This is a genomic window from Friedmanniella luteola (genome assembly GCF_900105065.1).
Taxonomy (GTDB): domain Bacteria; phylum Actinomycetota; class Actinomycetes; order Propionibacteriales; family Propionibacteriaceae; genus Microlunatus; species Microlunatus luteolus.
On record NZ_LT629749.1, the window covers coordinates 1 to 14,729 of the forward strand.

14 protein-coding genes, 1 tRNA gene and 1 pseudogene are annotated in these 14,729 nt (G+C 74.1%); 6 read left to right on the forward strand and 10 right to left on the reverse strand.

Annotated elements, in window-relative coordinates:
- Positions 1-21: 21 nt before the first annotated feature.
- Together rplI and BLT72_RS21995 are read left to right on the forward strand one after the other, a co-directional pair.
- Positions 22-470: pseudogene (rplI, locus tag BLT72_RS00005) on the forward strand (50S ribosomal protein L9).
- Positions 471-564: 94 nt separating this feature from the next.
- On the forward strand, positions 565-1,155 hold the full coding sequence (locus tag BLT72_RS21995; protein WP_157720199.1) for a hypothetical protein: 591 nt from the start codon (positions 565-567) through the stop codon (positions 1,153-1,155).
- A gap of 32 nt (positions 1,156-1,187) precedes the next feature.
- On the opposite strand, the gene BLT72_RS00015 is transcribed toward BLT72_RS21995, so the two are convergent.
- From BLT72_RS00015 to BLT72_RS22875, 3 genes are all read right to left on the reverse strand, one after another.
- Positions 1,188-2,513, reverse strand: coding sequence for an MATE family efflux transporter (locus BLT72_RS00015; protein ID WP_091408350.1), 1,326 nt, complete (start codon positions 2,511-2,513; stop codon positions 1,188-1,190).
- Positions 2,514-2,598: 85 nt separating this feature from the next.
- Complete coding sequence (locus tag BLT72_RS00020) at positions 2,599-2,868, reverse strand: cell division protein CrgA (RefSeq protein ID WP_091408354.1); 270 nt, start codon at positions 2,866-2,868, stop codon at positions 2,599-2,601.
- Positions 2,869-3,192: 324 nt separating this feature from the next.
- Entirely contained in the window at positions 3,193-3,360 is a 168-nt protein-coding gene (locus BLT72_RS22875; protein ID WP_231930231.1) for a hypothetical protein, read from the reverse strand.
- Here BLT72_RS22875 and BLT72_RS22880 point away from each other — a divergent pair.
- Both BLT72_RS22880 and BLT72_RS00030 read left to right on the forward strand, forming a co-directional pair.
- On the forward strand, positions 3,332-3,802 hold the full coding sequence (locus BLT72_RS22880) for a DUF881 domain-containing protein (protein WP_231930717.1): 471 nt from the start codon (positions 3,332-3,334) through the stop codon (positions 3,800-3,802). The genes BLT72_RS22875 and BLT72_RS22880 overlap by 29 nt on opposite strands.
- A gap of 49 nt (positions 3,803-3,851) precedes the next feature.
- Complete coding sequence (locus BLT72_RS00030) at positions 3,852-4,499, forward strand: aminodeoxychorismate/anthranilate synthase component II (RefSeq protein WP_231930225.1); 648 nt, start codon at positions 3,852-3,854, stop codon at positions 4,497-4,499.
- 24 nt (positions 4,500-4,523) lie between these two features.
- On the opposite strand, the gene BLT72_RS00035 is transcribed toward BLT72_RS00030, so the two are convergent.
- The 7 genes from BLT72_RS00035 to BLT72_RS00065 form a co-directional block, all read right to left on the reverse strand.
- Positions 4,524-5,156: an alpha-ketoglutarate-dependent dioxygenase AlkB gene (locus tag BLT72_RS00035; protein ID WP_091408358.1), complete on the reverse strand. Its 633-nt coding sequence runs from the start codon at positions 5,154-5,156 to the stop codon at positions 4,524-4,526.
- Between the two features lie 43 nt (positions 5,157-5,199).
- Positions 5,200-7,011 carry a Stk1 family PASTA domain-containing Ser/Thr kinase gene (gene pknB / locus BLT72_RS00040; RefSeq protein ID WP_091408362.1) on the reverse strand — a complete coding sequence of 604 codons (1,812 nt, stop codon included), beginning with the start codon at positions 7,009-7,011 and terminating at the stop codon, positions 5,200-5,202.
- 148 nt (positions 7,012-7,159) lie between these two features.
- Entirely contained in the window at positions 7,160-8,596 is a 1,437-nt protein-coding gene (locus tag BLT72_RS00045; protein WP_091408365.1) for a peptidoglycan D,D-transpeptidase FtsI family protein, read from the reverse strand.
- Positions 8,593-9,972, reverse strand: a complete 1,380-nt coding sequence (locus BLT72_RS00050) for an FtsW/RodA/SpoVE family cell cycle protein (protein ID WP_091416327.1) — start codon at positions 9,970-9,972, stop codon at positions 8,593-8,595. Before BLT72_RS00050 ends, BLT72_RS00045 begins: the two co-directional genes overlap by 4 nt.
- A gap of 19 nt (positions 9,973-9,991) precedes the next feature.
- Positions 9,992-11,347, reverse strand: coding sequence for a PP2C family protein-serine/threonine phosphatase (locus BLT72_RS00055; RefSeq protein WP_091408368.1), 1,356 nt, complete (start codon positions 11,345-11,347; stop codon positions 9,992-9,994).
- A 4-nt stretch (positions 11,348-11,351) separates the two neighbouring features.
- On the reverse strand, positions 11,352-11,831 hold the full coding sequence (locus BLT72_RS00060) for an FHA domain-containing protein FhaB/FipA (RefSeq protein WP_091408371.1): 480 nt from the start codon (positions 11,829-11,831) through the stop codon (positions 11,352-11,354).
- Between the two features lie 3 nt (positions 11,832-11,834).
- The gene (locus tag BLT72_RS00065) at positions 11,835-12,587 is read right to left on the reverse strand and encodes an FHA domain-containing protein (RefSeq protein ID WP_091408375.1); all 753 of its coding nucleotides are present in this window, start codon (positions 12,585-12,587) and stop codon (positions 11,835-11,837) included.
- A gap of 176 nt (positions 12,588-12,763) precedes the next feature.
- On the opposite strand from BLT72_RS00065, the gene BLT72_RS00070 reads away from it, so the two are divergent.
- Positions 12,764-12,846, forward strand: a tRNA-Leu gene (locus tag BLT72_RS00070).
- 156 nt (positions 12,847-13,002) lie between these two features.
- On the forward strand, positions 13,003-14,691 hold the full coding sequence (locus BLT72_RS00075) for a DUF885 domain-containing protein (protein ID WP_091408379.1): 1,689 nt from the start codon (positions 13,003-13,005) through the stop codon (positions 14,689-14,691).
- Positions 14,692-14,729: the final 38 nt, after the last annotated feature.

Below are 14,729 nucleotides of genomic sequence, written 5' to 3' on the forward strand. Positions count from 1 at the left end.
TCGCTGAGGAGGGAAGCCCAGATGAAGCTCATCCTGACGGCTGCCGTGGACAACCTCGGTGGCGCCGGCGACGTGGTCGAGGTCAAGGACGGCTACGGCCGGAACTACCTCCTGCCGCGTGGCTTCGCCATCCGCTGGACCCGTGGCGGCGAGAAGCAGATCGACGGCATCAAGCGGAGCCGTTCGGCCCGCGAGATCCGGGCATCGACCACGCCCAGGAGGTGCGGACGCAGCTCGAGGGCCTGAGCGTCGAGCTCCCGGTGCGGGCCGGTGACACCGGCAAGCTGTTCGGCGCCGTGACGGCGGCCGACATCGCCGGGGCCATCAAGAAGGTCGGCAACGTCTCGGTCGACAAGCGCTCGGTCGAGATCCGGAAGCCGATCAAGTCGATCGGCAACCACACCGTCGGCGTGAAGCTGCACGACGCGGTCACCGCGCACGTCCAGCTCGCCGTCGTCGCCGCTTCCTGAGCGACGCACCTGCTCGACCACGACGCCCCGGGGCCCCTGCGCCCCGGGGTGTCGTGCTGTCCGCGGGCGGGTACCGGCCGCGGCGCCGGGTCCGGTGGACGCCGCTGCGCGTCACGTAGGGTCGGCCCGTGATCCTGCCCACCGAGGAGGCCCGCCTCCGCCGCCGCCGTGGCTACCAGCGCCGCGGCGTGGTCGCCGGCATCGCGGCGGTGTCCATGGTCCTCAGCGCCGTCCTCCCGCACGTCGGGATCCAGGCCTTCGACGCCTACGGGCGCGGGCTGATCGCGCCACCCGCTTCTTCGTCGCCGCCCAGCCGGACGCCGAGGGCTTCGGCGCGGTCCACCGCGGCCGGCTCGCCTTCGGCCTCGACATCACCTACCTGGGGCTGGCTGCCCAGCAGATCGGCCTGCTGGCCGGGCTCGGCTCGTTCTGGTCGCTGGCCGCGGCCACGCTGGGCCGCTGGGTCCGCCGGTTGGCGCTGCTGTCCGGGTGGCTGCTGGCCGCCAGCGCCGTGCTCGTGGTCACCGGCTACAACCAGCTCGAGGCGGCCGGCGTCCCCTCCCGGCTGGGCGTCGCCTGGGTGTTCGCGCTGGTCGCCGGGGTGGTCATGGTCCTCGGGGCGCTGGAGGCCCGGAAGCGGCTCGACAGCACCTGGTACTGGACCAAGCCGGACCTCAACGGCTGACCGGCGGGTCCCGGGGCCTGCCGACCGGCGACCTACCGGACGGCCGCGCCGGTCCGCACCCAGGCACCGGTGCGGACCCGCAGCACCAGCGTCGTCATCCGGGCCAGCATGAAGACCCCGTACGCGGCCCAGAGCCAGACCAGACCGGCGCCCTCCGCACGCACCAGCAGCGCCAGCGGTGCGTAGGCCAGCAGGGCGAGCAACCCGGCGAGGGCCAGGTAGCGGCTGTCGCCCGCACCGATCAGCACGCCGTCGAGGACGTAGACCACCCCGGCCACCGGGGTGACCACCGCGACGACCAGCAGCACGGCGCCGACCAGCTGCTGCACCTGCGGGTCGGGGGAGAAGAACCCGACGTAGAGCGGGCGGGCCGCCCAGACGAGGAGGCCGAAGACCACCCCGGCGAGCACGCCCCAGCCGACCATCCGCCGCGTCATCGCCCGGCCGAGCTCCGCCTCGCCCGCGCCCAGCGCCCGCCCGATGATCGCCTGGCCGGCGATGGCCAGGGCGTCCAGGGCGAAGGCCAGCAGCACCCAGAGGCTGTTGACCACCTGGTGCGCGGCCAGCGCGACGGTCCCGCTCGTGGTGGCGACCAGGGTGGTCAGGGTGACCGCGCCCTGCAGGGTCGCGGTGCGCAGCACGAGCCAGGTCCCGGACCGGGCCGCCCGCAGCACGCCGCCGGGCGCGAAGCGGGGCCGGGCGTGCACCGCCCGCATCCGGCGGACGACCACCACGGCCACCACGACGGCCGCGGCGGTCTGGGCCAGCAGGGTCCCCAGGGCGGAGCCGGCGATGCCCAGGCCGACGCCGTGGACGAGGAGGAGGTTCAGCACGATGTTCACGAGGTTGGTGGCGATCACGACCTGCAGCGGTGTCCGGGTGTCCTGCAGCCCGCGCAGCACCCCCGTGCCGGCCAGCAGCAGCAGGATCGAGGGCAGGCCGAAGGCCGCGACCCGCAGGTAGGTCGTCGCCCCCGCCGTCACCGCCGGCGACGCCCCGTACGCGCCGACGAGAGCCGGCACGGCGAGCTGCAGGGCGGCGCAGAGCAGCACGCCGAGCAGGACGGCCAGCACCAGCCCGTCGAAGCCGCCGGCCAGCGCGGCCGCGCGGTCGCCCGCCCCCATGCGGCGGGCGACGGTCCCGGTCGTGCCGTAGGCCAGGAAGATGCACAGGCCGGTGAGCACCCCCAGGACGTTCGCGGCGATCCCCAGCCCCGCGAGGGCGTCGGTGCCCAGGTGGCCGATGATCGCCGAGTCGGCCAGCAGCAGCAGGGGCTCCGAGACCAGGGTCGCCAGGGTGGGCAGGGCGAGCCCGAAGATCTCCCGGTCCAGCCGCCGCGTGGGGGTGGACCGGGTCACGCGGGCGGTGCCGGGGCGTCGTCCACAGGAGTTATCCCCATTGTGGACGAATCACACAGGTGTAGTTCGACGGGTGGAGGACGGGTCAGCGCCAGAGCGTGGCGATGCCGAAGGCGGCCGCCATGCCGCCCATGCCGATCAGGATGTTCCAGTTGCCGAGGTCGCTCATGTAGGGGATGCTCGGCCCCGCGACGTAGTAGACGATCAGCCAGATCACACCCAGCAGCCCGACCGTGATGAAGGTCGGCGGGACCCACCGCCGGCTGGACGGGGCCTTCACCTTGGCCGGCTTGGCCTCCTGGCGGGCCCGACGCAGCTTCGCGTCGGCGGACTTGCGGGTTCTCGACTCTGGCACGCTCAACTCCTCGGTGTCGGTCGGTAGCGTAGTCGGCGAACCCGGCCGGAGCCATCTCGTCGGGGCCGCACGACGCGTCGGGAGGGCAGCCGGGTGGAGCGGGAGCAGGGGGTCGGACCGGGCCACCGGGTCCGTCGCGCCCTGCGCCGCGCCCGGACCGCGCAGCTCCGGCGCGACGCCACCCGCCGCCCCGCCGGCCGGGTGCTCACGGCCGCGGTCTGCCTGCTGGCGGGTCTGATGGTGGTGGTGAGCGCGGTCAACGCCCGGGGCACCGACCTGCGGCCCGGCCGCAACACCGATCTGGTGAGCCTGGTGCAGTCCCAGTCACGCCGCAACGCCGACCTCGCCCGGCAGGTCAGCGAGGTCCGCGCCCAGGTGGACGCGCTGGCGAGCGTCGAGGACACCGACCCGGCCCTCCAGGCCCCGGCTGGAGCGGGCGTCCGCGGCGGCCGCCTTCACCGCCCTGACGGGCCCTGCGGTCTCGGTCACCATCGACGACGCCCCCGACACGGTGGCGGCCGATGGCGTCGACCCGGACCTGCTGGTCGTCCACCAGCAGGACATCCAGGCCGTCGTCAATGCCCTGTGGAGCGGCGGAGCGGAGGCCATGACCATCCAGGGCCAGCGGGTCATCTCGACCACCGGGGTCAAGTGCGTCGGCAACACCGTCGTGCTGCACGGCATCCCCTACGCCCCGCCCTACGTGGTGAGCGCGCTGGGCGATCCCGGTCGGCTGCGGGCCGCGCTGGCCGGCTCCCCGGCCCTGCAGATCTACCAGCAGTACGTGGCCGCCTACGGCCTGGTCTACCAGGAGCGCTCGCTCGGGCGGGCCGACTTCCCGGCCCACGAGGGCTCGCTCGACCTGCAGTTCGCCACTCCGCCCGGCGGGAACAGCGCCTCACCGACCGCCGAGGACGACGAGACCCCGCGCTGACGCTGGTCACCCCGGGGGGCGCCGCCGCCGGAGGGGGATGATGGCAGGTGTGAGCGCCGCCAAGATCCTGGTGATCGACAACTACGACTCCTTCGTCTACAACCTCGTCCAGTACCTGGCCCAGCTGGGCGCCGAGGTCGAGGTCTGGCGCAACGACGACCCGCGCTTCGCCGACCCCGGCTTCGTGCGCGGGTTCGACGGCATCCTGCTCTCGCCCGGCCCCGGCACGCCCGAGGGCGCCGGCGTCTGCGTCGACGTCGTCCGCCAGCAGGCGGGCGTGCTGCCGATCTTCGGTGTCTGCCTCGGCCTGCAGTCCATCGGCGTCGCCTACGGCGGGGTGGTCGACCGGGCCCCGGAGCTGCTGCACGGGAAGACCTCGCTGATCGAGCACCAGGGGCGCGGCGTCCTGGCCGGGCTGCCGCAGCCGTTCACCGCCACCCGCTACCACTCGCTGGCCATCGAGCCCGAGACGGTGCCGCCGGTGCTGGAGGTCACCGCGCTCACCGAGAGCGGCGTCGTGATGGCCGTCCGGCACCGCGAGCTGGCGGTGGAGGCCGTGCAGTTCCACCCCGAGTCGGTGCTCACCGAGGGCGGCTACCAGATGCTCGCGAACTGGCTCGCCGTCTGCGGCGACACCGAGGCGCCGGCCCGCGCCGTCGGGCTGGCCCCGCTGATGTCGGCGGGTTCTGAGCGCTGAGGGCTCGGCGCGCGGGAGCGCGCCTCAGCGCACGCCGTGCGGGCGGAACTGGACGCTGATCCGCGGCCCGACGGGCTTGCTGGTCTTGGGGATGGCGTGCTCCCAGGTGCGCTGGCAGGACCCGCCCATGACGACGAGGTCGCCGTGCCCGAGCTGCTGCCGGATCGAGGCGCCGCCGCCCCGCGGCCGCAGCACGAGGTGCCGGGGCGACCCCAGGGAGACGATCGCCACCATGGTGTCCTCCATCCGTCCGCGGCCGATGGTGTCGCCGTGCCAGGCGACCGAGTCCCGGCCGTCCCGGTACAGGCAGAGTCCCGCGGTGGTGAAGGGCTCGCCCAGCTCGGGGCCGTAGTGGGCGTTCAGCGCGTCCCGGGCGGTGACGAGCGCGGGATGCGGGAGCGGGTCGGCCTCCCCGTAGAAGCAGAGCAGCCGCGGGACGTCGACCACCCGCTCGTACATCTGCCGGCGCTCCGCCACCCAGGGCACCTCGCCCAGCAGGGTGTCGAACAGGGTGTCGGCCCCGCTCAGCCACCCCGGGAGCACGTCGACCCACGCGCCGCGGCCCAGCACCTGCCGGGTCACGAGCCCACCCAGCGGTCCGAGCCCGTCGTCGGGCTCGGGCAGGTCGAAGAGCGAGGTCTGGACCAGGCTGGTCATGTCGCCAGGCTAGCACCAATCGCACGGGTGTTCTATTAGCGCGTCAGCCCGGGGTGCTGCCGGGCGTCGGCGAGGTCTCCCCCGGCGTGCTGCCGGGCGTCGGGGCCGGGCTCTCCGAGGCCTCCGGGGTGGGCGGCGGGGTCGTCGGGTCGGGCTCGGGCGGGGGCGGCGCGACGGCGACCGTGATGGTGATCTGCTTGCTCCGCTTCTCCCGCTCACCCGCGTCGGGGTTCTGCTTGAAGACCACGCCGGCCGTCTCGTCGTCGGTCTCCTGGTCCACCCGCTTCACGTTGGTGAAGCCGGCGGTGCGCGCGTCGGAGAGGGCCTGCTCGGGCGTCTTCCCGGTGAGCACCGGCACGGCCGACTCACCCGTGGCGTAGCTGAGGACGATCTCGTCGTCGAGGGCGGCCGTGTCCCCCTCGCCGGGGTCCACCGCGAGGACCTCGTTCTCCTCGGCGTCCGCGTCCTCGCTGGTGGCCGCCTCGGTGCTGACGTTGGTGAAACCCGCGTCCGCCAGGGCCTTCTCCGCGTCGTCGACGTCGGTGCCGACCAGGTCGCCGGGGATCTTCGCCGTCTTGGGGCCGACGTTGAGGGTGAGGCCGACGGTGCTGCCCGTCGGCACCTGGGTCCCGCCGATCGGGTTCTGCGCCGTGATGGTGCCCTTGGTGGCACCGTCCGCCCCGTTCGTCCGCCGGACCTCGGCCTTCAGCCCGACCTCGGTGAGCCGGGCCTCCGCCAGCGCCTGGGGGTAGGTGATGACCGCCGGCACCTCGACCATGGCCACCGGTTCCGGGTCCTGGGGCCCGAAGGCGCGCCACAGCCCGAAGGCGCCGGCCCCGATGAGCAGCAGCACCAGGGCGACGACGGCCGCCACCACCCCGGCCCGGCGGCGGGGCGGCTCCTCCTCGTCCTCGTCCAGCGGCGGCGCGACGGGCACCGGCACCAGCTGGGTGGGGGCGGCGTCCGCGGGCACGGCGCCGACCCGCGGGACGACGGCGGTGGCCTGCTGCCCGGCCAGCACGCGGGTGATGTCGGCCTTCATCTCCCGGGCCGACTGGTAGCGGTCCGCCGGGTCCTTGGCCAGGGCCTTGAGGGTGATGGCGTCGATGTCCGGCGTGATCACCGGGTCCAGCTGGCTGGGCGGCACCGGCGCCTCCCGGACGTGCTGGTAGGCGACGCTGACCGGGGACTCGCCGATGAACGGCGGTCGGCCCACCAGCAGCTCGTAGAGCAGGCAGCCGGCGGAGTAGATGTCGCTGCGGGCGTCCACCGTCTCCCCGCGGGCCTGCTCCGGGGACAGGTACTGGGCGGTGCCGATCACGGCGGCGGTCTGCGTCATCGTCGCCGAGGTGTCGGCGACGGCCCGGGCGATGCCGAAGTCCATCACCTTGACCCCGCCCGTCGGGGTCAGCATGACGTTGGCCGGCTTGATGTCGCGGTGGATGATCCCCGCCTTGTGGCTGTAGCTCAGCGCGTCGAGGACGCCCTGGACCAGCTCCAGCGCCCGCTCCGGGAGGATCTTGCGGCCGTCGCGGAGCACGTCGCGCAGCGTCGAGCCCTCCACCAGCTCCATGACGATGTAAGGGATGGAGATGCCCGTGTGGGGGTCGGGCTCCTCACCGGTGTCGTAGACGGCCACGATCGTCGGGTGGTTGAGGCCGGCGGCCGACTGGGCCTCGCGGCGGAACCGCGCCTGGAAGGTCGGGTCGGTGGCCAGGTCGGCGCGGAGCTGCTTGACCGCCACGGGTCGACCGAGGCGACGGTCGACGGCCCCGCGGACCTCCGCCATCCCGCCGCGGCCGAGCACGTCGCCCAGCTCGTAGCGGCCTCCGACGGTGATCGGCTCGCCAGTCATCTCGTGGTTCCTCTCCGTGTGGCCGCTCGGACCTGCGTGCCCGCCCCCCACCCCTCCTGGGCTCCCCGTGCCCCGCGCCATTGTGGGGCACCGAGGTGACGGGCGGGTGCTGCCCCGGCGGCCGGGCGACCCGAGGTCGCGCACCCGGTCACAGCCCGGCCTCCATCACCGCGCGGGCGATCGGGGCCGCCACCCGGCCGCCGGCGATGTCCTGGCGGGGGATGTCGGCGTCCTCCACCACCACCGCGACGGCCACCCGCGGGTCGTCCGCCGGGGCGAAGGAGGTGAACCAGGCGAAGGGCTTGCGCGACGGGTCGGACTGGGCGGTGCCCGTCTTCCCGCCCACCTCGACGCCGGCGATGGCGCCGTTGCGGCCGGTGCCCGAGGCCACCGTCTCGACCATCATCTGCTGCAGCTGCTGCGCGTTCTCCGGCGTCATCGCCTCCGACAGCTCCGTCGGCTCGTGCGTCGACAGCGGCTTCAGGTCCGGTGCCTGCACCATGCTGACCAGGTAGGGGTCCATCACGACGCCGTCGTTGGCGATGCCGGCGGTGACCATCGCCATCTGCAGGGGGCTGGCCGCGACGTCGAACTGCCCGATCGAGCTGAGGGCGAGCTGGGCGTCGTCGAGGTCGTCGGGGAAGCGGCTGGCCACGCCGTTCAGGTCGGCGAGGTGGCGCTGGTCGAAGCCGAAGGCCTGCGCCTGCTCGCGGAGCTTGTCCTGGCCGAGCTCGAGGCCGAGGTTGGCGAAGGCGGTGTTGCAGGAGACCTTGAGCGCCTGGGTCAACGTGATCGAGGTGCCGCCGCAGTTCGTCGAGTTGGGCAGCACCGTCTTCGTGCCGGGCAGCGTCAGCCGGGCGGGGCTGTCGACCTTCGAGTCCGGCTCCTGGCCGTCGGCCAGGGCGGCGGCGGCCGTCACCAGCTTGAAGGTGGAGCCCGGCGGGTAGATCTCCCGGGCTGCGCGGTTGGCCAGCGGCCGGTCCTCCGCCCCGGCCAGCCGGTCGTAGGCCCGGCCGGCCTCCTCGATCTGGTGGCTCGCGATGTCGTTCGGGTCGTAGGTCGGGCTGGTCACCAGGGCCAGCACGGCGCCGGTCTGCGGGTCCAGGGCGACGACCGCGCCCTTCTGGTCACCGAGCGCCCGGGCCGCCGCCTCCTGCATGGCGGGCACGATCGTCGTCTGGACGCTCGCCCCCTGCGGGGCGCGGTTGGTGGTCAGGTCGATCAGGCGCCGGACGAACAGGGCGTCCGCGGTGCCGGCGAGCTGGCTGTTGTACGTGCTCTCCACGCCCGAGCTGCCGTGGTCGTAGGAGTAGAAGCCGGTGACCGGGGCGTAGAGCGACCCGGCCGGGTAGCTGCGCTGGTAGCGGAAGCGGTCCTTCGACGGCTCGGTGGTGGCGATCTCGGTCTTGCCGGCCGCCAGGATCGCGCCCCGGTCCTGCGCGAACTCGGCGTCCCGGACGCGGCGGTTCTGCGGCTCGGCGGCCAGCGACCCCGTGCGGAACAGCGTCATGTAGGTGCCGTTGGCCAGCAGCAGCGCGAACATCAGCATCGTCACGAACGCCACCCGGCGGATGGGCCGGTTCACGCTGGTCCACCGCCGCTCACGGCGGGCGCCCGGACGAGCTGGGTGGTCTCCGCGTCGGGGTCGAGCGGTGTCACCGTGACCACCGGCTTCCGCGCCTGGTGCGAGACGACGAGCAGCAGCGCGACGACGATCCAGTTGGAGATCATCGACGATCCGCCCTGGGACATGAACGGCGTGGTCAGGCCGGTCAGCGGCAGCAGCCGGGTGACGCCGCCGATGATCGTGAACACCTGCAGCGCGAAGGCGAAGGACAGCCCCGCAGCCAGCAGCTTGCCGAACGGCTCACGGCACTGCAGCGCGGTCCGGAGCCCGCGGGCCACCACCAGCCCGTAGACGAGGATGATCGCCATCAGCCCGGTCATCCCCAGCTCCTCGCCGAGGGCGGCGGCGATGAAGTCGCTCCGGGCCAGCGGGGTCAGCCCGGGCCGGCCCTCGCCCAGCCCGGTGCCCAGCAGACCGCCCCAGGCCATGCCGAACTGGGCGTTGATCACCTGGTAGTAGGCGTCGTAGTCCGAGAAGGGGTCCAGCCAGGCCCCGACCCGGACCCGGACGTGACCGAAGAGCTGGTAGCCGAGGTAGGCGCCGAGCGCGAAGAGCAGGGTGCCGAGCACGGGCCAGCCGGCCCGCTCCGTCGCGACGTAGAGCATCATGACGAACAACCCGAAGAACAGCAGCGAGGTTCCCAGGTCGCGCTGCCGGACCAGCACGGCGAGGCTGACGAGCCACATCACGAGGATCGGGCCGAGGTCGCGTGCCCGGGGCAGGTCGAGGCCCAGCACCCGCCAGCCGGCGAGCGCCAGCACGTCGCGCTTCTCCACCAGGTAGGAGGCGAAGGCGATGGACAACAGCACCTTCGCCGCCTCGGCGGGCTGGAAGCTGTAGGGGCCGACGGCGATCCAGATCCGCGCGCCGAACTTCTCCACCCCCAGCCCGGGCACCAGGGGCAGCAGCAGGAGGACCACGCCGGCCAGCCCGATCGTGTAGGTGAAGCCCTGGAGCGGACGGTGGTCGCGGAGCAGCATGACCACCGCGACGAAGAGGGCGACGCCCAGCACGGTCCAGATGAGCTGCTGGCGGGCCCCGTTGAGCGGGGGCGCGTTGATCAGGTCGATCCGGTGGATCATCGTCAGCCCGAGCCCGTTGAGCAGCACCACGCAGGGCAGCAGCACCGGGTCGGCGTAGGGGAGCCGCCAGCGGACGGCGAGGTGGGCGGCGAGCGCGAGCCCGCCGCAGACCGCGGCGACCACCGGGAACCGCGGGGAGACCGTGCCCAGGACGTTCAGGTCGACGACCGCGAAGGCGGCCAGCCCGATGCCGAGGGCGAAGACCAGCAGGGCGAGCTCGGTGCCGCGGCGCTTGCGGGGCACGACCGTCATCGGCGTGGCGGCGCTCACCTCAGCAGCCCGGCCCGGTCGTCGCGGACGCGTCGGGGCTGGCGGGCACCTCCGACGCCGCGGGCGTGGGGGTGGCGCGGGGGGTGGCCGTCCCGCTCGGTCGCGGCGCCGGGGACGGGGACGGGGTGGGCCGGGCCAGCTCGCAGCGCCGAGCCGCCTCGGTCAGCTCGGCGACGGTCTGCCGGGCCGACTCGAGGCTGCCGACCTCGATGCCGGCCTCGACCTGGGTCGCGTAGAAGGCGGGCAGCTGGGCGATCAGCAGCGGCTGCACCTCGTAGACCCGTGAGAGCGGGATGACGACGTCGTCCGGCAGCCCCTGGAAGATCGCCACCTGGTCGCCGTGGGCGCCCACGAAGTACTGGGTCCGGGTCCAGGACCAGGCGGTGGCCAGACCGGCGCCGGCCACCAGCAGCAGCACGAGGACGCCGACCAGCGGGCGGACCAGCCGGCGGCGGGCGGGCGGCTGCGGGTTGTAGCGGGCCTCGTCCTCCACGGCCGAGGGGCTCACGGCGCTCGCGCCGCCAGACGGGCCCGCGTCCCGGCCGGTCGCGCCGGCCCCAGGGCCGGGGAGGCCGAGGGGGGTGGTCGGCTGGAACCGGTCCGCGGCGGCCCCGAGCACGACCCGCTCGGTGCTCCCCCCGTCCTCGACGACGTCGGCCAGGATCACCGTGATGTTGTCGATGCCGCCCTCGGCCAGCGCCTCGCCGACCAGCCGGTCGAGCGCCTGGTCCGCGTCGCCGAGGGTGAGCGCCGCGGCGATGGCGGTGTCGTCGACCAGCCCGCACAGGCCGTCGCTGCACAGCAGCAGCCGGTCACCGGCGGCCAGCGTCGTCCGGGTGAGGTCGGGCTCGTTCGCCGGCTGGCCGTTGAGCACCTTGAGCAGCAGCGAGCGGTGCGGGTGCACGGCGGCCTCGGCCTCGTCGATCTTGCCGTCGTCCACCAGGGACTGCACCCAGCTGTGGTCGTGGGTCAGCCGCTCCAGCCGGCCGTCGCGGAAGAGGTAGGCGCGGCTGTCGCCGATGTGCGCCAGCCCCAGCTCGGAGCCGTCGAACAGCCCGCCGGTGACGGTGGTGCCCATCCCGTCGAGGGAGAGGTCGGCCTCGACCAGGTCGGCGATCCGGTCGTTGGCCTGGCGCAGGGCCCGGGCCAGGACGTCGAGCATCTCGGCCGACGGCGTCGGGGCGTCGACCTGCCGGATGGCCTCCACGGCCACCGCCGACGCCAGGTCCCCGGCCGCCGCCCCGCCCATGCCGTCGGCGACGACGAGCAGGTGCGGGCTGGCGTAGCCGGAGTCCTGGTTGTTCTTGCGGACGAGGCCGATCTCGGAGTGCGTGACGTAGCGCAGGGTCAGGGCCATCGCGTCACGGCTCCAGCTTGAGGATCGTCTTGCCGATCCGCAGGGTGTCCGACATCGAGATGGCGGTGGGGGCGGTGATCCGGGCACCGTTGACGTAGGTGCCGTTGGTGGAGCCGAGGTCCTCGATGTAGAGCCCGCTCTCGCCGGCCACCACGCGGGCGTGCCGGGTCGAGACGTAGTCGTCGTCGAGGATCAGCTGGCAGTCGGCCCCCCGGCCGATCATCACGAGCCCCGGCACGAGCTCGGCGGCCTCACCGGTCTGCTGGCCCTGGACGATGCTGAGCACCCGCGGCTCACCGCGCGGCCGCCGGGTGCGGCGCGCCGGCGGCAGGGGCGACTCCAGCTCGCGGGCCTCGGGCTGGTCCGGGGCCGGCACCGCCTTGCCGAAGAGGTCGGTGCGGATCACCGAGACCGCGGAGAAGATGAACAGCCACAGCAGGGCCAGGAACAGCACCTTGAGGACGGTGAGCGCGATCTCGGACACAGGTCATCGACCGGCCGGCGCGTGGACGAGCATCCGGGTCGAGCCGATCTCGATCCGGGAGCCCTCCTGCAGCGCGGCCTCGCGCACCCTGTGCCCGTTGACGACGATCCCGTTCGTGGAGCCCAGGTCGACGATGTGCAGCCGCTGCGACGCCCCCACACCCTCCACCTGGATCTCGGCGTGGCGCCGCGAGATGCCGGGGTCGTTGATCCGCAGGTCCGCCTCGGTGCCGCGGCCGATGACCAGGCCGGGCGGGGTCAGGGCGTGCCGGGTGCCGTTGACCTCGAGGACGAGCTGCTGGCGCAGGTCCGGGGCGGCGGGCCGCGGGGGCTCGGGCCGCCGGGTGGGCGGGGCGGGCCGGTCGGTGCCCCCCCGCTCCTCGACGCCGGCGACGGCCTCGGACTCGACGGTGAAGCGCCCGGTCGGCAGGGCCGGGACGAGCGCGAGGTGGATGCGGATCGGCCCGTTGAACTGGTAGCCCATCTCCGACGCGTGGTGGCGCAGCTCGGCGGCCAGCTCCGTGGTGAGGGTGCTGCTGTAGGGCGCCAGCTTGTCGTGGTCGTGCGGGGACAGGCCGACGGTGAAGTCGTTGGGCACCAGGCGCTTGTCCCGGGACATGAGCTTGGCCTCGGCGTCCAGCTCCCGCTGCAGCCGCGCCGCGATCTCGACGGGCTGCACGTCGCCCTTGAAGGCGCGGGCGAACACGCCGTTCACGGCGCCCTCGACCTTCTTCTCGAAGCGTCCGAAGATCCCCATGTCCCTCCTTCCCTGGTCCGGTCCAACCTAGATCGTAGTGGGAGTGACCCCGGGGACCCGCCCCGCGCGCGCCCGCGCCGCTGCTGCCCGGTGCCGCCCGGGACGCACGTGGCGAGGGGCCCCGGCGGATCGTGCTAGCCTTCTTCGGCTGGTCCGGGCGTGTGCGTCCGGGCCGAGCGCGAGTGGCGGAATGGCAGACGCGCTGGCTTCAGGTGCCAGTGTCCGAAAGGACGTGGGGGTTCAAGTCCCCCCTCGCGCACAGTGCGGTCGCGCAGCCCGGTACCTCCTTCGAGGTGCCGGGCTGTCGTGCGTCCGGGGCCTCGCCGCTGGTGGCCGGGGCACCGGGGTGGGTAGCGTGCGGCGTGCCCCACGCGCGGGGACCGCGCGGAGTCGAGACGACGTCACGAGGTTCGCGATGGCCCTGCCCACCCCCCGCCAGGTCGCCGACGACTACGTCGACCGGCTCTGCGTCCTCGACCCGACGCTGGCCACCTCCCTGGGGCGCACGCCTGCGCCGGACGGCCTGCCGGACCTCTCGCCCGCCGGGCTCGAGGCCCTCGCGGAGCTGCGACGGGCGACCCTGGCCCAGCTCGACCAGGCCCTGGCCGGGCCGGCCGCCGACGACCTGGTCGAGCAGCGCTGCGCCCGGCTGCTGCGCGAGCGGCTCGGCGCCGACCTCGCGCTGCACGAAGCGGGTGAGGGGCTGCGGGCGCTGTCGAACCTCGCCTCGCCCGTGCACGAGGTGCGGCAGGTCTTCGAGCTGATGCCGACCGAGACCGTCGAGGACTGGCAGGTGATCGCCCGCCGGCTGGCCCGGGTCCCGCAGGCCTACCGCGACTTCTGCGGCACCCTGGCCGAGGGCGCGGCGCAGGGGCTGTTCGCCGCCCCCCGCCAGGTGCACACTGTCCTCGACCAGCTCGCGGAGTGGTCGGCGGGCCCCTACTTCGCCACCCTGGTCGCCGCCGGGCCGGCCGAGCTCCGCGACGTCCTCGACCGGGCCGCCGCCGACGCCGACGCGGCGGTCGTGGAGGTGCACGCCTTCCTCCGCGACACCTACGCGCCGCAGGCGGTGGGCACGCCCGACGCGGTCGGGCGGGAGCGGTACGCCCGGTTCGCCCGCTCCTGGAACGGGATCGACCTCGCCGCCGGCTCGGCGCTGGAGGACGCCTACGCCTTCGGCTGGGCCGAGTTCGGGCGGATCCGCGACGAGCAGCAGGCGGTGGCGGAGCAGGTGCTCCCCGGCTCGGCGCCGGCGGAGGCCATGCAGTGGCTCCGCGAGCACGGCGAGGCGGTCGTCGGCGTCGAGCGGATCCGGCAGCGGCTGCAGCAGATGATGGACGACGCGATGGACGCGCTGGACGGCACGCACTTCGACCTGGCGCCGCCGATCCGCCGGGTGGAGGCGATGATCGCGCCGCCCGGGAGCGCGGGGGCGCCCTACTACACCGAGCCGTCCCAGGACTTCGCCCGCCCCGGCCGCACGTGGTTGCCGACGCTGGGCCAGGACCGCTTCCCGCTCTGGGACCTGGTCTCCACCTGGTACCACGAGGGCGTGCCGGGCCACCACCTGCAGCTCGCGCAGTGGACCTACGTGGCGGGCAGCCTGTCCACCTTCCAGACCACGGTGGGGGCCGTCGGGGCTGACGTCGAGGGCTGGGCCCTCTACGCGGAGCGGCTGATGGACGAGCTGGGCTTCCTCACCGACCCCGGCGAGCGGCTCGGCTACCTCGACGGGCAGCAGCTGCGGGCCGTCCGGGTGGTCATCGACATCGGGATGCACCTCGGGCTGCCCGTCCCCGACGACGCCGACGGCGTGCTGGCCGGGCACCGGGGCCGGCCGTGGACCCCGGAGCTGGGCCGGGCCTTCCTCGGCGAGCACTGCGGCAGCGATCCCGCGCTCCTGGACAGCGAGCTGGTCCGCTACCTCGGCCTGCCCGGTCAGGCCATCAGCTACAAGCTGGGGGAGCGGGCCTGGCTGGCCGGGCGGGAGGCCGCCCGTGCCGCCCGGGGCGACGCGTTCGACCTCAAGGCGTGGCACATGGCCGCCCTCAGCCAGGGCAGTCTCGGCCTCGACGACCTCGTGGCGGCGCTCGCCGCCCTCTGAGCGCGGGCTCGGACGACCCGTGAGGAACTCGACCGGGT